Below are 21,434 nucleotides of genomic sequence, written 5' to 3' on the forward strand. Positions count from 1 at the left end.
AACCATGAGCCGGGATGATCCTTTCGGACTGTCGGAGGATCGCGAACGCACTCGCATCAGGCTGACCGGCACGCCGATGCCGCGACCGATGGCGGCATCCTTGCCGGGCGGGCCGGTAAAACGCTCGCGCACCCACCCGAACGGCCTTGTCAACGCCTTCGCGCCCCTGCTCGAGTTTGCGCCGGAGCTTGAGAGCGCGCTGCCACCGGAGAATCCGGAAGTGTTACGCACTCGGCTGCTCGAAGAACTGGTTCGGGCACGCGACACGGCAATGGCGGCGGGGTCGTCGATGGAACGGGCCGATCAGGCAGCATGGGTGGTGGCGGCCTTGCTCGACGATCTCGCCCTGAACACGCCCTGGGGCGGGGCCAGCGCATGGCCGCGTCAGCCGCTTGTGGTCATGTTGCGCGGCGACGTCGACGCCGGCACGCAGTTCTTCACACGGCTTGATGAACTGGAACGCCATCCGAACCGCGATCGCGAATTGCTGGAACTCCAGTATGACTGCCTGGCACTCGGTTTTCGCGGCAAGTATCGCGTGCCCGGCCGGTCGGGCGATCGCTCGCTCAATGCCGTTCGTGTGGCCGCGGCACGTTTCCTGCGCGATGCCGACGCCGAGAATGCACCGCTGTCGCCGAACTGGAAAGGCGTCATCGCATCCGACGAGCCGCAGCGCTTCATCGTTCCGATCTGGGTGATGGCCCTGGCCGCGGCGGTCATCGCCACCGCGACCTATGTCGGGCTCTCGATGGGACTAAGCAGCCAGGCGGTTGAGCTTTCAGCGCTGGTCCACGCCTTGCCGCCGCCGACCCGTGGCGACATCAGCCGCGTGTCGCCGACGGTCGATGTCCCGCCGCCGGAGACTGTGGATTTTGCACTACTGCCCGAATTTGAGGCCGGGGCGCCGGGCAATCTCAGATCGGCTCTCAGCGGCACGGAGAGCGTTTCGCTGGCCAAGCTGGTCATCCAGGCCTCCAACCCCGAACTGTTCCAGTCGTCGCGGCCAACACTGACGGAAGGATTCGAGCCGCTGATCGGCTCGATCGCCAAGGTGATCCTCGCCAATCGTGACCTGATCGGCAACATCACTGTGGTCGGACATACGGACGGCGTCCCTCTGCAAAGAACCAATCCGCTGTCGACCAACCAGCGACTGTCAGAGGCTCGCGCCCAGACCATTGCCGACATACTCGTACAAAACGGAGTGCCGCAGGAACGCGTCCATTCCGAGGGCCGGGCAGCCACGGATCCAGTGGCCGACGACGGCACGCGCGAGGGCCGGGCCCTGAACCGGCGCGTTGAGGTGCTGGTGGAAAAAAGGCTGTGAGATGTTCATCCTGCGCTTCCTCTGGGCGGTCCTGACATCGCGCTGGCTGTGGACACTGATTGGCATCACACTGCTTTCCTTTGTGATCTGGGTATTCGGGCCGATCGTCAGGGTCGGACCCTACGACCCTTTCGCCTCCGACAATGTGCGCATCGTCATCATCGCGCTGCTGGTCATCTTCTGGCTGATCTGGCTGATCGCCGCCCAGCGTCGGGCGATCCGTGCCAACCGTATGTTCGTCGCCGAAATCGCCGCGCCGGCGGTAGACAAGCCACTCAGCCCCGGCGAAGAGAATGTCGCTGCCGTCGGAGCCAAGTTCGGCGAGGTCATGGCCGAGTTGAAGCGCCGCAAACTGGGTGGTCGCAAGTTCCTGCGCGAGATGCCCTGGTACGTGATCGTCGGACCGCCGGCCACCGGCAAGACCACGGCCTTGCGCCAGTCGGGGTTGAATTTTCCGATCGACCTGACCGACGACCTGCAAGGGGTCGGCGGCACGCGCAATTGCGACTGGTTCTTTTCGGAGAGTGCGGTTCTGATCGACACTGCAGGCCGCTATGTCCAACAGGAGAGCCAACCCGACGTCGACGCAGTGGAGTGGCTGGGCTTCCTCGACCTTTTGAAGAAGCACCGGGGCCGTCGGGCGCTCAACGGGGTGATCGTCGCGCTTTCGATCGATGTGCTTTCGGAGGGCGACGACGCCATCAAGGCGCATGGCCGCAAGATCCGCCGTCGGCTGGCCGAGCTCAACGACCGCCTCGAAATCCGCCTTCCGGTCTATCTGATGCTGACAAAAGCCGACCTGATCAAGGGGTTCGAGCCTTTCTTCGGCGGTTTGTCGACGGCTGCGCGCGAGCAGGTCTGGGGGACTACGTTCGCACTCGACGCGCATGTCGATGCAAAGACCATCGAGCGGGAAATCGCGACGTTAGCAACCGAGCTCGAGCGGCGGCTGGTGCCCCGGCTGGAGGACGAAGACAAGCTTGCTGCCCGCGCCGAAATCTTCAGGTTTCCCGCCCAACTCGCCAGCCTGTCCGAGCCGATCCAGGTACTGATCGAGGCGATGTTCGGCGAAAGCCGGTATGAGGAGGCCGCCTGGCTGCGTGGCCTTTATCTGACGTCGGCGACCCAGGAAGGGGCGCCGATCGATCGGCTGACCGCAGCGCTGTCTGCCTCCTTCGGCCTTCCGCCGCGCCGGGCGTTGGCCGCGCCGCGTGTCGAAAAACGCAGCTTCTTCCTAAAGAACCTGCTCACAGAAGTCATCTTCAAGGAAGCCGGCCTAGGCACCTTCGATCCGCTGGCGCAACGCCGCCGCGCCTGGATCTGGCGTGGCGCGGCCGCCGCATGTGCCGCAGCCGCCCTGCTGGTCAGCGGCCTATTTACCTGGTCCTACTACGACAACCGCAACGCGATCACGGCCCAGGCAAGCCAGTTCGAGGCGCTGCAAACGCCACTGACCTCGGCCGCGGCAAACCCGGCATCCGTGGAACAGCCTGCCATCGATGTCGCCCTCAGTGCCATGGATGAGGTCGCAAATGCCCGCACCCCGCCGCCTGGCGCAGCACAGGATTTGCTGGGGCCATCATCCTCGGCGGAACTGGTGCGGGCACAGACCGACACTTACGACCATGCTTTGCGTAACGTTCTCGAGCCGCACATGGTGGCGCTGCTCGAAGCGACGATGTGGCGGCAGATCCGCGATCCGGATTTCATGCTTGGCGCGCTGAAGACCTATCGCATGATGACCGGCCTTTCTCAGATGGATCCAGACTTCGCCCAGAGCTGGTGGGTCAACAGTCTGCCTGAATTCGCCGCGGCTGCCCCCTTTCCGACAGCTGACGCCGAAGAGCACCAGCTTGCCGCGATCCGTCGCATGGCGGTTGACGCCAGTTATATCGCCCCGGACCAGGCACTGGTTGCAGAGGCACTGAAAACCGTCTGCACGATTTCCTTGCCGGCGCGTGCCTACAAGCAGCTGCTGGCCGACCCGGCGGTGGCTGCGCTCAAGGAATGGATTCCTGCCAACTTCGCCGGCCCCAACGGCGCCAAGGTCTTTGCGCGGCGTTCCGACAAGACGCTTCGGGTCGGCATTTCGGGAGCATTCACCTATGCCGGCTTCCATGACGCCATTCTCGACCGGGTCGAGGATGTCGCCGCCCAGGCAGCACTCGACCGGGCGGTGTTCGCCGGCGGTTGCTCGGAAAATTCCGAAACCTCGGTGTCGGCGCTGTCAGAGGATATTCTGAAGCTTTATTACGACGACTATATCGCGCAATGGGACAGCTTCCTGCGCGACATGAGGCTCGCGCCATTGACCGACCTCAATGTCGCCAGTGAGAACCTCAAGGATCTTTCAAGCGCCGACTCCGCGCTGAAGCGCCTGGTTACCGCGGTGGTCCAGGAGACCGAGCTTACGCGATCCGATGAAGCGCCGACAAACGACAAGGCCGCGGCGGCAGGTGGCTCGAAACTGCTCGGCAAGCTGGGCAAGCTTGGCAAGATCGTAAAAACCGGAGCAAAGCTTTTGCCGCGTGCGGGCTCCGCCGACGAAGTGGATCTTACCGGCAGTCTGGTAGCCGAGCATTTCAAGCCGCTCAAGGGTGCCATCGCCGAGGTCGACGGCCAGCCGCCGGCGCTCGACGCCGCCATCGTCGCGCTCACCGCACTGTCCAACGTGCTGCAGACGGTGACGGCCAATCCCGATCCTCAGGACGCCATCAAGAAGCAGGGCGGCCTCGCCGAACTGACTGGAGCGGTTGCCAGACAGGCGCAGATCCTGCCCGACCCGATCGACGATTGGTTGGGCGGCATTGCCGGCGATACCAGTGGCCTGACGCAGAAGGCGGTCACCTCGGAGCTCAACGCCATCTGGCGCGCCGACATCCTGCCGTTCTGCCAGGCAGCACTCAACAACCGCTATCCTTTCAGCCCGGACAGCGCCGTCGACGTCAATGTCCGCGACTTCGCCCGCCTGTTCGGACCGGCAGGACTGATCGACACCTTCATCAACGACCATCTGATCAGCTATGTCGACACGTCAGCGCAGCCATGGAAATGGCGCGCCGATTTCGGCCTTGATCCTTCGGCACTGGCCGCGTTCGAACAGGCAAGGCGGATCCGCGATGATCTCTTTCCCGGCGGTACAGGCCCGCTGATGAGCTTCACGCTCGAACCGAAGGACCTGTCGCCCAATGTCGCGCGCGTGACGCTCAACCTCGATGGCCAGAACCTCGTCTATTATAACAATGCAACGAGGCCGCAGCCGATGACGTGGCCCGGCAAGGACGGCACAGGGGTCATCTCGCTTGCCTTCCAGCCGATCGATGGCTCGCCCGAAATCTTGCTCAACGAAACCGGCAGCTGGGCGTGGCTGAGAATGTTGCGCAGCGGTCGCTTCACCGGCACCTCGCTGTCGGACGTCTACAGCCTGCGCCTGGGCACCAAAGGCATGTACGCCGATTTCCAACTCAAGGCGGCAAGCGTCGAGAACCCCTACAATCTTCAGATGTTCAAGAAGTTCTCATGTCCGCCCCAGATATGATACTGCCCGGCTTTTACGGCAAAATGCCTGCTACCGGCGATTTCGTCACGCGGCGGCTGCCGGGGGATTTTGTGCGCGTCTGGGACCGCTGGCTGGCGCAGCATATTGTGCCGCTGATGGGCTCGGAAACCTGGCCGCGCGGCACGGCGCTACGGTTCCTAACGGGTCCGGGCTTTGTCGACGCGTCGGCGGGCATTATCTTGCAGAGCGTCGATAGGGTTGGCAGGCAGTTTCCGTTGAGCATCGTCGCGCAGCTTTCTGAGGCTTCCGTTCAGCTGGCTCGCGCCGATGCGTGGTTTTCCGGGATCGAAGAAGCGGCCGTCGCCGCCCAGCAGGGCGAGCTGACGCCTGGCGAATTGGATACCGCTTTAAGCGCACTGCCAGTACCGCCTGGCGAGCCGGGCGAAGAGGTCATCAGCGATATGGTGATGTGGACAGCGCGTTCGGACATTTTCGACGTCGATCCGCTGTCGCCGCAAGCTACGCTGGAGCAGATCTTTGCCGCCAACTGGGAGACCAGTTGATGCAGATCTGGAACCAGATGGGGTATCCGCACGAATTCACCATGGGCATGGACAAGGCCGGCCATGAGTGGATCGTCGTGGTGGTCAAAGGCACGTTCGACTTTCCCGCCACGCCCGGCGGACCGGTACAAAAATCGGTGGAACAGATTCCGCTGGTCATGGCCGACACGCACACCGGCGTGCCTGGTTATTCGGCCACGTTATGGGAAACCGATTTCGCCTTCCGCAAGCCGCGTTGTGACGTGATTGCCAATGCCTTTGCCTATGCGCCGGGAGGACGTCCGGCCGAACGCGTGCCGGTCGGCATCAAGGTGGGCAATTGGTCGAAGCTCTTCGAGGTCGTGGGCCACCGCGAGTGGCGCTCCGTCGGGCCAGTGTTTACTGCCACGTCGCCACAGCCCTTCTTGCGCATGGCAATTTCCTACGATGTCGCCTGGGGTGGCACCGACCGGCTCGATCCAGAGGACAAACTGCCAGCGAGTTACAAATACAACCCGGTCGGCACCGGCTGGTCGCGAACCAAGAACCAGCGCCTCATTCCCGGCCTGCGGCTACCGAATACGCAAGCTGTCGGTGAAGAAATCCGCTCGCCATTCGGCGACTATAAGCCGATGAGTTTCGGTCCGATGGGCCGCGGCTGGCCGGGACGCATCGAATTTGGCGGCACCTATGACCAGAACTGGATCGACAATGTCTTCCCCTTCCTGCCCCAGGATTTCGACGAGCGCTACTTCCAGATGGCACCGCCGGACCAGCAGATCGACCTGCCAAGAGGTGGCGAAGAAGTGCAACTGGTGAATCTGACACCTGACGGGCGGGTGAGTTTTCGGCTGCCATCGACAGCATTGCCGTTGACGCTGTTCGAGGGTAGGCAGAAGGCCCCCGAGCGCGTCACCTTTCCAGACACTGTCCTCTTCGACCCGGAGAACAGACGCTTCTCGTTGGTCTGGCGCGTATCGCAGCGCATTCACCGTACTATTCTCGATTTCAGCGAATGCTGGATCGGCCCGCCGACCGAGGCAATGGTGCGGATACGAGCTGCGGCTCGTGCTTATTCTCGCTTCGATGAAACAACTGCGGCGCAGAAGGCGGAGAACACGTGAGGCCGGCACTCGACATTCTTTCGGTCGGCATGGTTACGGCGGTTGGCCTTGACGCACCATCGGCTTGCGCAGCGATCCGGGCTGGGATTGATGGCTTTCAGGAAACGCGTTTCAAGGATGAAAATGACGAGTGGCTGATCGGCGCGCCGGTACCTCTGCCACGCAATTGGATCGGCGAGAAACGAATGGCGCATCTCGCCGCAGGCGCAATTGTCGAGGCATTCGAAGAAGTTCCGGAAGCGCGTGGGCAAGCCGCGCTGATCCTTTGCTTGGCAGAGGAAGACCGCCCAGGGCGGCCGGTAAGAAGCACGCTGCGTCTGCTCGACCGTATCGCCGAGATCACCGAAGTCGAAAAGCATTCGCGGTCACGGGTGGTTGCCCATGGGCGACCGTCCGGACACGTGGCGCTTGATCATGCGCGTCGGATGATTGTATCGGGCGAAATACCATACGTGATGGTTGCCGGCGTTGATAGCTATTTGACGACCTTGGCCACGACGTATTACCTTAAGGAGCGTCGACTCCTAACGTCCGACAATCCAAACGGGTTTATTCCTGGGGAAGCGGCGGCGGCAGTCCTGTGCGGGCCACCGAGGCGGGGGGGATTTCGGCTAGCGGGACTAGGCCTTTCGCGCGAGGCGGCCTCTATTTACAACAAGCAAGACTTGCCGCTCAGGGCGGACGGTATGACGTCCGCTTATCGCCATGCGTTGGGTGAGACTGGAATAGAGATGAACCGCCTCGGCTATCGAATTTCAGATCTCATCGGCGAACAGTATTGGTTTAAGCAGACGGCGCTGGCATCGATACGGCTGGTGCGCAATCCGTGTCCGTCCCAGGATCTGTGGTCGCCTGCGGAAACCCTCGGCAATGTTGGTGCGGCGGTCACGCCTCTGATGCTCGGAATGGCACTAATGGCGGCAAGAAAGAACTACGCGACGGGGAACCCGGTGCTTGTCGAGTCCTCCAACGATGCAGGCGCTTGTGGAGCTGCCGTGCTGGCTGCGAGGGCCGCCTGGTGACTGTCTTCGCCAACGGACTGGAGGTGGCCGCAAAGGCCCAGGGCAACAAGGTCATCGCGGCCTTTCCAGATGTCTGTTTCACTCCGCCCGAAAATCCAGCGACACCGCCAGGGGTACCGATCCCGTATCCGTCATTTGGAATGGACTCGGATACTGAGAAGGGCACCGGTACCGTCAAAATCGGCGGAGAGAACATCACCCAAAAGGACAAATCGGACTACAGCAAGACCACTGGCACGGAAGCCGGCAGCGCAGCCAAGAAAGGAGTCATCTCGTCCACTAACACCAGTAAGGAATACGCGCGAGCGTGGTCAAGCAATGTAAAGGCGGACAGCCTCCCTGTCAGCCGGTTCTCAGATATCTCGACAAACAATCATACAAGCGATCAGGTTGGAAACACACCTCCGCAGGCTAAGGTGGGGAGACCGGGACCTGGTGGCGGGTCGGCGCCAAAGACCAAGTGCCCGTGCTGCGGGACAGAACCCGCCCACGCCAATCAGGTGAAAGCCAACGGCGAGATGTGTGATACTGTCCCCGAGGCCGAATACTACAAGGAGCGCATGCAGCGGGCGAACGCTAAGATCGTCAATATTGAGGAAACAGCCAAAGCCGGTACGTTAGGCTTGGTGCCCCGCATGAAAGCGTGGGATCAGTACGAAAAACGCAAGGAGGCGTCTAAGACCGTAGCAAATGCACGAGCAACGGGAGAAAAATGCCCAAACCTGCATGAGGAGGATAAAGATTGCGGTGTCCACTTCAAGGGAACGCGTAGCTATTCCGAAATTCTTGAGCAAGCAGACCCGGAAAAGAAGAGAGAATTAGAAACCAAGCACGCTGGAAGAAAGAACGAAAAAGACCTTATTCACGTCGACATACTGCATCATGTCCGTACAAAAATACTTGGAATTACCGATTCTGTGAAAAAAGCGATAATAAAACGGGACGGCAAAGGCACCGGAACAAACACGGGCAAAGTGCACCACATGACCCCCATAGATGCCGGTGGATGTCCCGATTCCCCCAAGAACTTGATAGGCCAAGGCGCCCTTTCCGGCGAATGCGACAAAATCAATGAGGCGCAAGGCACGCTTCAAGGAATAAACCCTTATCCATGACATTCTCGGCGCGCGGCAAACTTTTCCACTTCGGGACGAACGAGTTTCGCAGCCGTTCGACGCCAGCCGGAGCGCGGCTGCTGCAGATATTTGAAGAGTGCAAGAAGGGAAACTTCGCATCATCTGCAATGTTTCCAACAGTCTTCGAAGCCTCCCCCTCGGTGGAAGTAGTTATCGACGCGTTTGCGCTGTTGCCGTACGTCACACCAAGGACCTTGCTCCTGGATGTGGCGGACCCAATTCGCCAATCGCTGCAGCAAGATAGCCAATCCATTGAATGGCTCTGCATCGCTCTCTCAAGGAGCGGCATTTTGGATGCGACGCAGAAGGCGGTCTGGTTCTACAGAGATGAAGTCACCGTCGACAGCGATACCGACCTTCCATACCATTTGTCGATCACCTTGGAGGCTTCGGTCGGAGATATCTTCGATGGACCGCAAGTTGTGCCGGATTCGATCGATGAGTATGAACCTGGGCGTCGCCAATATGACGTAGTTGAATACGCGAAAGCCGTTGAGCTAAAAATCAATGAGATCCGTGCAAATTTTCCTAATTCTTCGCGCCAGTCCTTTCTCTACGGCAAGCCCGTAAACATTGAGGATCTGGCGCTCAATTTGTTGAATACCCTTGGGGAGACCTATGACAACGAAGACGTCGTTACCGCCAGAAACCTAATAGAGGCATTCACCGGATTCGACCTTTCGCAATTTTACAAGAATATTCAGCTGAACCGAAAACCTGCGGCCGCTGCCCTTGAGCAACTCTTCGACGAAGTCGACCTGTTCGAATTCAGACCGGGAGTTCGCTATTTCTTTGGGAGGGAAATACCAGACTGACCAGGAGCACGTACGCTAGCCGCAACCGATGTGCCCGCATTGGTGAGATATTTTCGAACCTTCTCAAGATTGAGATCGACGATGCGAACAGTCGATCTGGTCGTCAGCATTCGAAGGACGAAAAGCTCTCCAGCCTCAGGAAACTCGTCGTAGCGCTCCTTGACGATTTCCTTTCCCGCATCTCCGGCCAACCGCAGCCCATCCAGATGTGCTTCTAGTCTCTCGACCAATCTAGCCATCCGCTCATCGTCCATCTCGGGATTTTCGCCGGGATGCAGCAGATTGTAGTCGTAGACAGTCCATAGAAACGCCGCCATTTCGGCGTGCTGGCGGACGATTTCGCGTAGGATGGGCGCCGGCATCAGTTCAGATTCACGGAACCGCCCCGGATACGATTCGCGGCACTGGCATGACTCGTCACATAGGTGCCGCGAATGGTGATGCGGCCATCCTTTTCCATGATGATCACGGCCTTGCCACAGCGCAGTTCGATGCGTTCCTCGCCTGTGATTCTCACCCGTTCGCCGTCGCGGACGACATGAGGAGCTACCGATTTTCCCTTTGGTTCAACGATACGCCCGACAATTAGTGGCCGGCCTAGGTCGCCGTCCTCAAACAACAATGCGACCTCGGAGCCAATCATATCGGAATTCAGCTCAGCGAGACTACGAGCCGGAAGGGCCGTATCCTTCGGATTGCCCGGAAACACAACGAGCGGGCCACCTTCGCCGAAACCGAGAAAAATCCCGATTACGACGCCTTCGATTCGTTCGATGATCTTTGCCACCTGACGGTTTCCTCAGTTTTGTTTGATTTCCGAACCCTTCATGACAATGTCACCGGACGCTTTGGCGAATATCTTGCCGCTGCCGGTTATTGTTATGTCCTTTCCTTTGATGCCGATCGTTCCATCCTTCTTCATTATAATGGAGGCGTCGCCGCATTTGATCGTGATCTCGTCTCCGGCGTCTATGACCAGCTTCTTCCCGACACCAATCGAGCCGTCCTCGGCAATGGTAATCCCGCTGCCCTTTGCTATCTTGAGCGCGTGGGCTCCGCCGATATCGGTGATATCATCCGCGGCTACCTTGGCTGTCCGAGCCTTGCCGATCTCTGTTGATTGCCCACCGCCGATGTTGACGCTCTGGTTGCCAGTTATGTCGATGCCCTGGTTGGCTCCGATCTTCCAACTGTCGGAAGCGCCGATGTCGTGACTTTGGCCGAGACCCACGCTGACCGACCGTGTCGCCCCGATAGTGTTCATCTGCACCGCCCCGACGGTTCGGGTCTCGGCGGCGCCGACCGAATCGATACGAGCCGCGCCAACAGTGATTGTTTGAACTAATCCTACGGTCTGCGAATGGTTGGCATCGATATTCTCGGTCGAATTCGCCACAACGTGAATCGTCTCGTTCGATCCGACCGTCAGCGACCTGTTCACCCCCACCGTCTCGGTATCGTTGTTGCCGATATCCGTGGTCTGGTCGACGCCCACCTTGACCGTCTTGTTGTTGCCGACGTCCTCGTCGAGGTTGTGGCCGACGGAGTGCTTGGCGTCGTGGTCGATGCGGTCGGACTGGTCGTGCTGCACAAGCTTGGTGCGGTCGTTCTTGATCAGAAGGTTGTGGTCCTTCTGCGCCTGGAAATTGACCAGTTCGGAGCCGGCCTTGTCCTCGAACATCAGCTCGTTGTAGCCGCCGCCGCCTTTCGACGAGTCGGATTTCCAGCCGGATTGCGTGGCGCTGCCCGGCAGTCCGTAGGGCGGCATCTGCGAGGCGTTGTAGACCCGGCCGGTGATGATCGGCAGATCCGGGTCGCCTTCGATGAAGTCGACGATCACCTCCTGGCCGATGCGCGGGATCTGGATGAAACCCCAGCCGCTGCCGGCCCAGGTCTGCGAGACCCGCACGAAGCAGGAGCTGTTCTGGTCCTTCTTGCCGAGACGGTCCCAGTGGAACTGCACCTTCACCCGTGCATATTTGTCGGTGAATATTTCCTCGCCGGACGGGCCGACCACCGTCGCCGTCTGCGGGCCGCGCATGATCGGCCGTGTCGTGACCCGCGGCGGGCGATAGGCCAAGGCGGTCGGCGCCACGCCGAGGATCACCTTGAAGTTTTCGCTTTCGACATCGGCAAGGGCTCTGTAGCCCGGATCGAACAGCCTGTATTCGGCGCTGACCACCAGATACTCCTGGTTCTGGTCTTCGCGCGGAAAACCGTCCAGCTTGAACGTGCAGCCGGAATACAGGCCGCGCACGGTGCCGACTGCAGCAATGCGCTGGTGCACCGCCTGGATTTCCTCGCGCCGGATTGCCGCCAGGCTGTCGCCGCGGCCTACTTCGAGATGCGCGCCGGGCTGACGGTAATTTTCACCCGTAGCCAGCTTATGACTGAACGGCTGGGCCGATTTGGCCATCAGGTCGGCGCCCGGCTTCTTGAAGTCATAGTCGGTATGGACATAGGCGCCCGGCCGCACGGAGCTGCCCGGAATCCATTCGGTGATGTATTCGACATCGCGCCGGGAGCCCTGCCCTTCAAAGTGATAGGGCACCTTCTCGTACCCCGGCGCCGGCTTGAGCTTGTTCATGGCATCGGCGAGCACAAGCGTGTGCTTGCCCTCGCCATGCTCGAAGAAATACAGGATGCCCTCATGCTCGAGCAGCCGCTGCACGAAGTCGAGATCGGTCTCATCATATTGCACGCAATATTCGCGCGGCGGATAGGAACCTTGCAGGCGTTTCTCGAATTTTGCCGTGCTGTATTTCGAGAAAACCTCTTCGACGATTTCGATGACGCTCATGTTCTGGAAAATACGGCAGTCGGTAGTATTGCCGAGAAACCAGAGCCATGGCCTGACGACTGCTTCGTAATAGGCCAGTCGATCCTCGATCCGGGTGAGGCGAAACTCCGACACGATGCCGCTGAACCAGCGCTGGGGGTCGGCTTCACCTTCGATCGAGACGGGGCCACCCAGCATCTCCAGCGGATCGATATCGTGGCTGGGGCTCACGAACCCGACCGTATAGGCCAGACAACGACTGATCTCATCGCGCCCGACGAGATGTGTAAAGGTCAACAGTTCAGCGCCAACTGGCGTTTGCACAACCGTGGCACGTTGTTCACTTGGCATGGGTCGTGCCCCTCCTCGGCCTGGCGGCCAGCCCAGTGGATTTGAAGATCCTAATCAGGAACTCGAAATCACATCAAACCCTGATGGTTGCCAGTCCATTTCGAGCGTACCACATGTTTGTTGTGCAGGCCAAAGCTGACCACGAATAGGACCGACTGGGATGCGAATATTGGGATTAGCCACGCTAAAAACATGGAGTATCCTGTCGGCAAGGCCGCCAGCGATCACACAGGCGATTTCGCATGTTAATCAGTCTGCAGATCAGCAACGTTGATGCCCTGCCCGCTGGCGTGTCGCCCGGCTACAGATCGCGTAATCGCAGCTTCAAAATCGGGCGCGAACATTGCGACTGGATCTTGCCCGACCCTGACAAGTTCATCTCCGGCCGGCATTGCCAGATCCGATACGAGGCAGGCGCGTTTTGGCTGCACGACATTTCGCGCAATGGCACTTTCATCAATGGATCGAGCCAACGCATCACCGGTCCGCGCCGGCTAGACCACGGCGACAGGCTCCTGGTCGGCCGCTATGTCATCCTTGTATCGATTGACGACGAGCACGCAACGCCAGGTCATCCGGAGGCTGACCGAGGTTCGACGCAACGACACATGCCGGTCGCGGCCGATCGGCTGCCCGATTCCGGAGGCGAGCCTTTTTTCAGTTCGGCAGGGCGATGGCTCGGGCAAGCGCCGCCATCGACATCGTCGCCGCCTGCAACCTTGCCTTCGACGACAGACGAGGTGCTGCGGGAAATTGCAATCGCCGCAGGCATTTCGCCGGAATTGTTCCAGTTGCGTGATCCGCATGAAGTCGCTGCCGAAATCGGCGCGGTGCTGCGCACGGTGGTCGAGCAACTGGCCATGCTGCTGAAGGCACGTGCGGCTGCAAAGACATTAACCAAGAGCCCACACCGGACGATGATAAGCTCCGCTGAAAACAATCCTCTCAAATTTGTCCCAGGCACCGACGACATACTCGAAATCATGTTCGCGCGGCGCAGGGCCGGCTATCTCGATGCCAGGCACAGCATCGAGGACGCATTCCGCGATCTCAAGGCGCACGAATTTGCCACCTATGCCGCTATGCAAGCAGCGCTCTCGCGACTGGTTGATGACCTTTCGCCGGAGGCGATCGGTAAAAAGCTCCCGCCGACATCGTTTACCTCGAAGAAGGCCCAAGCATGGGACGCGTTTGTCGGGACGTGGAGGAGCATGGAGGAACCACACGAAAACGGCATGCTTGATATATTCTTGGCCTATTTTGGCGAAGCGTATGCAAAAGCTGACAAGCAAAAATAGACCGGCCCAACAGATTGCGGCGCTTTAGCAGACGAAGAAAAACGCATCGGCGCGCCGCATCATGTTCCAATCGACAACATCTGGGACTACGATCACATACGACAGTTCGCCAAGCGGGTAAGCCTGATTGACCTGGGGGTCTGCGGCAAATGTCACATTGCGGCGCCATTGTTTCTTGTAGCTCCGGACCGCCTTGCCGGAAGGACCATTGCCTGCCCTATCCAGCCAGGAAAGATCTGGCGCCTCTCGCACGCGAGCGCGGACACTGCACGGCAGCGGCATATCGGCGATGAGTTCGAAGGACGATCCTTTCGGCCCGGTCCGCAAGACCGTCATCCGCACCAATCCACGACGCGGGCAGAATGCGAAACCAGCCGCAAACGAACCGATTGCGAAGACCGTCGCGCCCCCGCATGTCAAGGAATCGACAGTTTTCGATCCTGACATAGGTCGGCATATGCCGCCGGACTGGAGATCCGGAACCATTCTTTATCAGGGAGCATCGTCCGGTACAGCGGTCAGAGCCGAGGCGGCCGGGTCAAGGCCGAGCATTCAGCAGGAGGTGCTGCTCGGCGCCGCAGACACGGTAAAATATTCGACGGCAAATCCGATCCTCGCTGGGTCAGCACCGTTGCTCGTCCTGTTCGGGCATCTCAGGCTCGTGCCGGTCGAAAGACAGGCGGCGCCATTGGCCGAACATATCGCCGAGGCGATGGAGAGGTTCGACTGGACGCTGGAGAAGTCAGGGGTTACCGAAGAGGATGCGCGGATCGCGAAGTTTGCCCTTTGCGAAACGGCCGACGATCTTGTCGGCAACCTGCCTTGGGCCGGCGAGGACACCTGGGCACAGCACAGTATGCTGTCGCGGTTCTTTCACATCGAGCCCACCGGCGGCGGCTTTTACGAAGCACTGAACAAGGTGCTGGCCAATCCTGAGCCACACTTAGACCTGCTCGAGCTGATGCATGTCTGCCTATCCCTGGGATTTGAGGGCCAGTATCGTGGCCTGGCGCGCGACGATACCAGTCTCGAACCTGTGCGGCGCGACGTCTACGAGACGCTTCGCTACTTCAGGGCCCGCGCCGGAGAGGACATCTCCCCCCGCTGGCAAGGCATGGCCGCTATGATGGTGCCGTCTTCGACCCGCCTGCCGCTCTGGGGAGTTGCTGCAGCGGCGTCAGCCCTGGTGACGGCCGCGTTTTTCACGTTGCGGGCGTTCATGACCGATGAAGGCGATGCTGCAGCCAGACAATTGCTGGCGCTCAATCCCTCGACGACTGTGACGATCGAGCGCGCCAGTGTGGTACCCCCACTCGCCAAACCGGTGACAGCCGCCTCGCCTGCCGTGACCGGCCAGATCGACCGCATCCGCTCAGCACTGTCCACGCAAGTCGAGCTCGGCGGGATGACCATCGGCACAAAAGGCGACTTCATCGTAGTGGAGATCAACAATCAATTGTTGTTTCAGCCGGGGAAGACCGAAGTGAAGCCCGACTTTCTGCCACTGGCCACACAGATTGCCGCAGCCCTTGAGCACGAGCCAGGGCCAATCACGATCGTTGGCCACACGGATAATGTGAAACCACGGAAATCAAGCACGTTCAAATCGAATTTTGACCTTTCGGTCGCCCGCGCGAAGGCTGTTGAGACAATGATCGCCGCGAAGCTTAGCGATCCCTCGCGAGTAACCGCCGAGGGCAAGGGCGAAGATGAGCCAATTGCCGACAATGCGACGTCCGAGGGCCGCGCCAAGAACCGCCGTGTCGACGTGATGATCCTCAAGGAGGAAACGCTGTGAACACCGCCGGTGGGAAACGCCAATGATGCGTTGGCTGCCGCGGATATTCAGCACGGCCGCGTTGGCCGGTTTTGCGGCGGCGATCTGGTTTGCTGGACCTTTGATCCGCTTCGCCGATATCCGGCCGCTGGGACCTGTCTGGTTGCGTGCGACAATCATCGGCACGATCATGGCGACCGCGGCCCTCGTTTACGGAGTGCGCGCTTGGCATGTGAGAAAGGCGCAAAAAGCGATCGAGACGGTCATTGCCCGCAACGACGGGCGCAATGACGATTCACCGGTGCTCGAGGCGCGCATGAGTGAGGCCATCGCAACACTCAAGCGGTCGAGCGGCAAGCGCAATTTCCTTTACGACATTCCCTGGTACATCGTCATTGGCCCGCCGGGCGCCGGCAAGACGACGGCACTGGTCAATTCGGGTCTGAATTTTCCGCTTGCCGGTTCAGGACACGCCCAGCCGGTGGCCGGTGTTGGCGGCACCCGCTCCTGCGACTGGTGGTTTACCGAAAAGGCTGTGCTGATCGACACGGCGGGACGCTACACCACGCAGGATTCCAATGCTGGAAGCGACAGCAAGAGCTGGCTTGCGTTTTTGTCACTGCTCAAAAAACACCGCACCAGACAACCGATCAACGGGGTTATCCTGGCCATCAGCCTTGCCGATCTCATCAGCCTCGATGACCAGCAGCTTGACGCCCATGTCGTTGAAATGCGCAGTCGCCTGAGGGAGATCCACGAGACGCTGAAAATCCAGTTTCCGGTGTACCTGCTGTTCACCAAGGCCGATCTTGTTGCCGGCTTCATGGATTATTTCGGCAGTTTCGAGGAGCCGCGCAGGCGCAAGGTCTGGGGCGCGACATTCCAGACCACGGACCGCAACAAGAACATGGCCGGTGAGGCTTCGGCCGAATTCGATGCACTGGCGATCCGCTTGGCGGACGAGATGCCTGATCGCCTGCAGGAAGAGCCTGACCCGGTCTCGCGCATATCGATCTTTGGCTTTCCGGCCCAGTTTTACGCGCTCAAGGGCCGAATTGCCAATTTCGTGACCAGCCTGTTCGATCCGGTCCGTAGCCAAGTGAACGTCAGCTTGCGTGGGCTCTACTTCTCGTCGGGGACCCAAGAGGGAACGCCGATCGATCAAGTGTTGGGCGCAATCGGCCGCAGTTTCGGCAACAATTCCCGCCCCCACCTGTCCGGGACCGGCAAGAGCTTCTTTTTGCACGATCTCCTGACTGATGTCATTTTCGCCGAATCCGGATGGGTTTCCTATAACCGAGCGAGCGAGAGGCGGGCAGCGGCCCTCAGATATGGCGGCTTTGGCATCATAGCCTTGATCACTGCAGCGGCCCTTGGCGCGCTCGGGATGAGCTTCATGGCCAACCGCTCGCTGATTGCCTCCACGACGCAGGCCACGAGCCAATATCGCGAGACAGCCGACGCTCTGCTCAAAAGCACGACGGTCACCGATGTCGACCTTGAAAACGTCATCGGGCCGCTCGACCAGTTGCGCAACATGCCGGCCGGTTTTGAAACCAGTGACTTACCGACCCCGATCGAGGAAACGATCGGCCTTAGCCAGCGGGAAAGGCTTCTTTCGGCATCGACAACGGCCTACCGGCAAGCACTGGAACGAATGTTGCGGTCGCGTCTGCTTGTGCAGGCGGAGCGGACCGTCCAGGCGACGACGGCTGAGCCCGCCGCGCTCTACGAACCGCTCAAGATCTACCTGATGCTCGGCGGCAAGGCACCCAAGGTCGATGACGCATTGATCATCTCCTGGATGAAGCAGGATTGGGAACAGAACCGGTATCCAGGCGAGAGCAACCGCGAAGGACGTGCGCAGCTCGAAAAGCACCTGCGCGCCATGCTTGCGTTGGACGATGCCTATGATCCGGTTTTCGAACTCAACCAGCCGCTTGTGGAAGCCGCCCAACGTTCACTCGGGCGCATGAGCCTTACCGATCGTGCGTCCGCATTGATCAAGTCGGCGGTGTACGCGGCTGCGCTGGACGATTTTTCTGTTTCGCAAAAAGGCGGGCCGGAAGCGCAGCTTGTGTTCGAGCGTGTCGATGGCGGCGATCTGTCGAAGCTCCGTATTCCCGGTCTCTACACCCATGCCGGATTCAACAACTTTTATCTCGGACAGCTTTCGCGCATTGCGCAGACACTCGTCGACGACCAGTGGGTCCTGGGCGGTGGCGGCGAGCAAGGCGGGATCGATCAGGAGTTGCTCCAGCTCGGCCCCGAACTTCTCGATCGCTACGGCAAGGAGTTCGCAGCCGCGTGGAACAGCGTTCTCGATGGTTTGAAATTCAAAGCCATGCTGAACGACAAGCCGAACTATGTCGCGCTTTCCGCCGTTGCCTCACCAAGCTCGCCGATCGAACAACTTTTTACCGCGATTGCCGAGGAAACAGCCCTGGCGCGCGACCCTGTCTCCGGCGATGACTCGGGCACTGGGGTGATAGCCGGCACCCTCATGCGCCAGTACCAGGATGTCGCGGACATGGCCAAGGGCCTGGCTCGCATCGGCATTCAAATTAGCTCCGCAAAGTCGCAAAGCCGTGCCGGTACGGGGTCCGCGAAATTTCAAAGCCAGAGCCCTGGGGCAAACATCGAAGCGCAGTTCAGGTCCTTCCAGGCTCTGGTAAGCGGTCCTTTTGGACACCGACCCATGGATGCGCTGACCCAGAATTTTCGCGACATCCACCAGAGTCTGCAACTGGCAACCGAGGTCCCCTTGCAGACGGAACGTGTCAACGCCAACCTGCAGCTGCAGATAGCCACCCTTCGCGCCAATGCATCGCGTCTGCCCAAGCAACTCGGCAGAATGGTCAACGCAACTGCAGACGAATTTGAGGGCAACGCGGCTGAAATTTCCTTGACGAATTTGAACGAGATGCTCGACCAGGCCGTCACGCAGCCCTGCGAGAAGGCGGTCAACGGCCGCTACCCCTTCGCCGGCGATGGTACCGAGGATGTTGCGATGGCGGACTTCGCCAAGTTGTTCTCTCCAGGCGGCCTGATGGACCGGTTCTTCGCACAAAACCTTGCTTCCTTGATCGACATGAGCGGCCAGGACTGGAGCTGGAAACGGGATGCGCGCTTTGGGCGCGACCTGTCGAAGTCGACGCTGAAAAACTTTCAGCTGGCTGCTGAAATCCGCGGCGCATTTTTCCCGTCGGGCGGCTCAATGCCGTCGGTCAACCTGACCTTTACCCCGTTCTCGCTGAACGGTGATGCAGATACTGCGGTGCTCGACGTCGATGGCCAGATCGTCCAGAGCAATCAGGCGGGTAACACGCCAAGCACGGTGTCCTGGCCGAGCGGTGCGGCCTCGGCATCCGCCAGTCTGAGACTGATGCCGGAAATGCCGGGCCGCGAATCCGTTATCAGCTTCGAAGGGCCGTGGTCGCTCAAGAGGTTGCTGGACAAGGCGACGATCACCAGCAAAGACGGCACTGTTGAGGCGCGCTTCGTAATCGGCGGACGCGACGTCAGCTACACGATCCAGACCGGTTCCGGACCCAACCCCTTCTTCCTTCCCGCACTTTCCGCATTCAGCTGCCCGAAGGCGTTTTGAGAGGATTTGAGCCTCACCTGGTGCAACTAGGGCGCCAAAGCTGCTGCGATCCCGCGTCACGGGCTCAAAGCTAAATTTCGATACTTTAATATTCCAGCCTGTGGCAAAGTGGCAGCAGCGAGCGCCTGAAGGTGCGCCGCAGAGGACGCTTTGAGAAGCGCTTGGTGGCAAGGTGAGCGATGTCGCCCTTTCCTTTGAAAGCTTCGGCGTGAGCCACAATGGCTGTGTCCGTGAGCACAATGAAGACAACTATCTAGTCGAGCCACGAACCGGCCTGTGGGTGGTGGCCGACGGAATGGGTGGACATGAAGCCGGAGAGGTCGCTTCAGCCAGCATTGTCGATCATCTGGCCACGATCGGCATTGCCAGTTCCGCCCCGGATCTTCGTGCGCGCTTCGAAGACAGGCTGAGCCGCGCCAACGCCGAGATCCGCAGGATCTCCGAATCTCGCGGCATAACCATCGGCTCCACCGTTGCCGCCCTGTTGGCGATGGATGGGCGATTTGCCTGCCTGTGGGCGGGCGACAGCCGGGTTTATCTGGTCCGTGATGCCTCGATCTCGCAGATCTCGAGGGACCACACCGAAGTTCAGGAACTTCTCGATCGCGGCATGATCAGCGCAGCCGAGGCGCTCACCTGGCCGCGCCGCAATGTCATCACGCATGCCGTCGGCGTCAGCGACGAAATCGTCATCGATTTCCAGCAAGGCGAAATTATGCCGGGAGACATCTTCGTGTTGTGCACAGATGGGCTGACGGCGCATTTGACCGACGCCGAGATCGGGGCCGTGGTGGTGTCTGCGACGCCTCAGGCGGCTTGCGAAAATCTGCTGCAAATGGTGCTGGCGCGGGGCGGAACAGACAATGTCACCATTGTGCTGGTGAAGTTCGCAAACGGGCACAATGGGCACCCCCCCTACCCTGATCTGTCCAGAGCGGAGGGTTGAGGCTGATGAGCGCCGACGACAAGACGCGAATATCGCCGCAGCTGGCCAATACCGCCGTCGGCACGCAACTCAGCGGCATCTACGAACTTGACGAGCGGATCGCATTCGGTGGCATGGGCGAGGTCTACCGTGGCCACAACATCCAGACTGGCGACCACGTCGCGATCAAGATCGTCCTGCCCGAATTTGCCCGCGATCCGACGATCTTGTCCTTGTTCCGCAAGGAAGCGTCAATCCTCAATCACCTGTCGCATGATGCGGTCGTGCGATATCACGTCTTCACCATCGATCCCGGGATCGGCCGTCCCTACCTTGCGATGGAATTTGTCGACGGCGAGTCGCTGTACGACATCGTGCGACGTGGCCCGATGCCGACTGACGAGGTACGCAAGCTCTGCCATCGTCTCACGTCGGGTCTGAGCGCCGTGCATCAAGCGGGAGCAATTCACCGCGACCTTTCCCCCGATAACATCATCCTGCCGGGGGGTAGAGTCGACCGCGCAAAGATCATCGATTTCGGTATTGCGCGATCGGCGACCGTCGGCGGGGACACCCTGATCGGCGGAAAATTCGCGGGAAAGTACAACTACGTTTCGCCCGAACAGCTGGGGCTGTACAGCGGCGACGTCAGCGAGCAATCCGACATCTACAGCCTGGGGCTGGTGCTGGTTGCCGCTCTGCGCGGGAAGCCGATCGACATGAGCGGGTCGCAATTCGAGATCATCGAAAAGCGCCGGACCGTGCCCGACCTGTCCGACATCGAGGACGATTTTCGTGGCATTGTTGAAGCCATGCTGCAGCCGGATCCGCGAGACCGCCCGGTGAGCATGGCGGAAATCGCCAGAATGACGCGTGACGAGGACGAAGGGACAACGCCACCAACGTTCGTCCCGACCCGCGATCGGCCGGGTTTGCCACGAGCGGGGCAAACACTTGCGCCTGAGTCCAAGGCCCAGCCTTCCTATGATTTGGGGCGTGACGCGCCTGCGACGGCAAGTTCAGGTGGGCAGCGCTTCGTCCCGCATGTCCGGCCTGCGCTGCTGTCCGAACCGCGGGCTTCAGCAGTCGCCAGCCCGCCCCCCCCGGGGGCGCCGGGGGGGGCGGGGGAATACCCCAATCACCCACACCAACGGGGTTGTGGGGTTGGGCCCCAGGGGAGCCGGGGCGGGGGGGGGCACGATTTGCAGGGGTTTTTTGACGCGACACCCCCC

At 60.2% G+C, this 21,434-nt stretch carries 16 protein-coding genes and 1 pseudogene; 13 read left to right on the plus strand and 4 right to left on the minus strand.

Annotated features, from left to right (window positions below; translation table 11 throughout):
- Positions 1 to 4 precede the first annotated feature (4 nt).
- Genes icmH through NKI54_RS27950 form a run of 7 tightly spaced genes read left to right on the plus strand, consistent with a single transcriptional unit; the run spans position 5 to position 9,465 of the window.
- Entirely contained in the window at positions 5 to 1,327 is a 1,323-nt protein-coding gene (icmH, locus tag NKI54_RS27920; RefSeq protein WP_352692820.1) for a type IVB secretion system protein IcmH/DotU, read from the plus strand.
- A 1-nt stretch (position 1,328) separates the two neighbouring features.
- Positions 1,329 to 4,865 (plus strand): type VI secretion system membrane subunit TssM, encoded by a 3,537-nt coding sequence (tssM, locus tag NKI54_RS27925; protein ID WP_352692822.1) that lies wholly within the window; start codon positions 1,329 to 1,331, stop codon positions 4,863 to 4,865.
- Positions 4,847 to 5,389 carry a type VI secretion system-associated protein TagF gene (tagF, locus tag NKI54_RS27930; RefSeq protein WP_352692824.1) on the plus strand — a complete coding sequence of 181 codons (543 nt, stop codon included), beginning with the start codon at positions 4,847 to 4,849 and terminating at the stop codon, positions 5,387 to 5,389. Before tssM (NKI54_RS27925) ends, tagF begins: the two co-directional genes overlap by 19 nt.
- Complete coding sequence (locus tag NKI54_RS27935; RefSeq protein ID WP_352692826.1) at positions 5,389 to 6,492, plus strand: DUF2169 family type VI secretion system accessory protein; 1,104 nt, start codon at positions 5,389 to 5,391, stop codon at positions 6,490 to 6,492. The genes tagF and NKI54_RS27935 overlap by 1 nt, the downstream gene beginning before the upstream one ends.
- Entirely contained in the window at positions 6,489 to 7,514 is a 1,026-nt protein-coding gene (locus tag NKI54_RS27940) for a beta-ketoacyl synthase N-terminal-like domain-containing protein (protein WP_352692828.1), read from the plus strand. Before NKI54_RS27935 ends, NKI54_RS27940 begins: the two co-directional genes overlap by 4 nt.
- Positions 7,511 to 8,629 (plus strand): DUF4150 domain-containing protein, encoded by a 1,119-nt coding sequence (locus NKI54_RS27945; protein ID WP_352692830.1) that lies wholly within the window; start codon positions 7,511 to 7,513, stop codon positions 8,627 to 8,629. The genes NKI54_RS27940 and NKI54_RS27945 overlap by 4 nt, the downstream gene beginning before the upstream one ends.
- Positions 8,626 to 9,465, plus strand: a complete 840-nt coding sequence (locus NKI54_RS27950) for a hypothetical protein (RefSeq protein ID WP_352692832.1) — start codon at positions 8,626 to 8,628, stop codon at positions 9,463 to 9,465. The genes NKI54_RS27945 and NKI54_RS27950 overlap by 4 nt, the downstream gene beginning before the upstream one ends.
- On the opposite strand, the gene NKI54_RS27955 is transcribed toward NKI54_RS27950, so the two are convergent.
- The 3 genes from NKI54_RS27955 to NKI54_RS27965 are packed head-to-tail and all read right to left on the minus strand — an operon-like array spanning position 9,435 to position 12,595.
- Positions 9,435 to 9,827: a hypothetical protein gene (locus NKI54_RS27955; RefSeq protein WP_352692834.1), complete on the minus strand. Its 393-nt coding sequence runs from the start codon at positions 9,825 to 9,827 to the stop codon at positions 9,435 to 9,437. The genes NKI54_RS27950 and NKI54_RS27955 overlap by 31 nt on opposite strands.
- Positions 9,827 to 10,252, minus strand: coding sequence for a DUF6484 domain-containing protein (locus NKI54_RS27960; protein ID WP_352692836.1), 426 nt, complete (start codon positions 10,250 to 10,252; stop codon positions 9,827 to 9,829). Before NKI54_RS27960 ends, NKI54_RS27955 begins: the two co-directional genes overlap by 1 nt.
- Positions 10,253 to 10,264: 12 nt before the next feature.
- Positions 10,265 to 12,595 (minus strand): type VI secretion system Vgr family protein, encoded by a 2,331-nt coding sequence (locus NKI54_RS27965; protein ID WP_352692837.1) that lies wholly within the window; start codon positions 12,593 to 12,595, stop codon positions 10,265 to 10,267.
- A gap of 242 nt (positions 12,596 to 12,837) precedes the next feature.
- Between NKI54_RS27965 and NKI54_RS27970 the strand changes: the two are divergent.
- Positions 12,838 to 13,059, plus strand: a pseudogene (locus NKI54_RS27970) (FHA domain-containing protein); the annotation flags it as partial.
- A 144-nt stretch (positions 13,060 to 13,203) separates the two neighbouring features.
- A complete protein-coding gene (gene tagH, locus NKI54_RS27975) occupies positions 13,204 to 13,893 on the plus strand; it encodes a type VI secretion system-associated FHA domain protein TagH (protein ID WP_352692852.1) in 690 nt (229 codons plus the stop codon).
- 24 nt (positions 13,894 to 13,917) lie between these two features.
- Here tagH and NKI54_RS27980 read toward each other — a convergent pair whose 3' ends face one another.
- Positions 13,918 to 14,229 (minus strand): hypothetical protein, encoded by a 312-nt coding sequence (locus NKI54_RS27980; RefSeq protein ID WP_352692857.1) that lies wholly within the window; start codon positions 14,227 to 14,229, stop codon positions 13,918 to 13,920.
- Positions 14,230 to 14,350: 121 nt separating this feature from the next.
- On the opposite strand from NKI54_RS27980, the gene tssL reads away from it, so the two are divergent.
- The 4 genes from tssL to NKI54_RS28000 form a co-directional block, all read left to right on the plus strand.
- Entirely contained in the window at positions 14,351 to 15,691 is a 1,341-nt protein-coding gene (gene tssL / locus NKI54_RS27985; RefSeq protein WP_352692854.1) for a type VI secretion system protein TssL, long form, read from the plus strand.
- A 22-nt stretch (positions 15,692 to 15,713) separates the two neighbouring features.
- Complete coding sequence (tssM, locus tag NKI54_RS27990) at positions 15,714 to 19,277, plus strand: type VI secretion system membrane subunit TssM (RefSeq protein WP_352692839.1); 3,564 nt, start codon at positions 15,714 to 15,716, stop codon at positions 19,275 to 19,277.
- A gap of 172 nt (positions 19,278 to 19,449) precedes the next feature.
- Positions 19,450 to 20,223: a PP2C family protein-serine/threonine phosphatase gene (locus tag NKI54_RS27995; RefSeq protein WP_352692841.1), complete on the plus strand. Its 774-nt coding sequence runs from the start codon at positions 19,450 to 19,452 to the stop codon at positions 20,221 to 20,223.
- A 5-nt stretch (positions 20,224 to 20,228) separates the two neighbouring features.
- On the plus strand, positions 20,229 to 21,434 hold a 1,206-nt coding region (locus NKI54_RS28000; RefSeq protein ID WP_352692844.1), incomplete at its 3' end, for a serine/threonine-protein kinase.

It is taken from the genome of Mesorhizobium sp. M0663 (genome assembly GCF_040320585.1).
In the GTDB taxonomy this organism is placed as follows: domain Bacteria; phylum Pseudomonadota; class Alphaproteobacteria; order Rhizobiales; family Rhizobiaceae; genus Mesorhizobium.

Bases quoted from the DNA above. Each gene is read 5' to 3' on its own strand.
- icmH (WP_352692820.1), top strand. From the start codon at position 5: ATGAGCCGGGATGATCCTTTCGGACTGTCGGAGGATCGCGAACGCACT.
- tssM (WP_352692822.1), top strand. From the start codon at position 1,329: ATGTTCATCCTGCGCTTCCTCTGGGCGGTCCTGACATCGCGCTGGCTG.
- tagF (WP_352692824.1), top strand. From the start codon at position 4,847: ATGTCCGCCCCAGATATGATACTGCCCGGCTTTTACGGCAAAATGCCT.
- NKI54_RS27935 (WP_352692826.1), top strand. From the start codon at position 5,389: ATGCAGATCTGGAACCAGATGGGGTATCCGCACGAATTCACCATGGGC.
- NKI54_RS27950 (WP_352692832.1), top strand. From the start codon at position 8,626: ATGACATTCTCGGCGCGCGGCAAACTTTTCCACTTCGGGACGAACGAG.
- NKI54_RS27955 (WP_352692834.1), bottom strand. From the start codon at position 9,827: ATGCCGGCGCCCATCCTACGCGAAATCGTCCGCCAGCACGCCGAAATG.
- NKI54_RS27965 (WP_352692837.1), bottom strand. From the start codon at position 12,595: ATGCCAAGTGAACAACGTGCCACGGTTGTGCAAACGCCAGTTGGCGCT.
- tagH (WP_352692852.1), top strand. From the start codon at position 13,204: ATGCCGGTCGCGGCCGATCGGCTGCCCGATTCCGGAGGCGAGCCTTTT.
- NKI54_RS27980 (WP_352692857.1), bottom strand. From the start codon at position 14,229: ATGACGGTCTTGCGGACCGGGCCGAAAGGATCGTCCTTCGAACTCATC.
- tssL (WP_352692854.1), top strand. From the start codon at position 14,351: ATGCCGCCGGACTGGAGATCCGGAACCATTCTTTATCAGGGAGCATCG.
- tssM (WP_352692839.1), top strand. From the start codon at position 15,714: ATGATGCGTTGGCTGCCGCGGATATTCAGCACGGCCGCGTTGGCCGGT.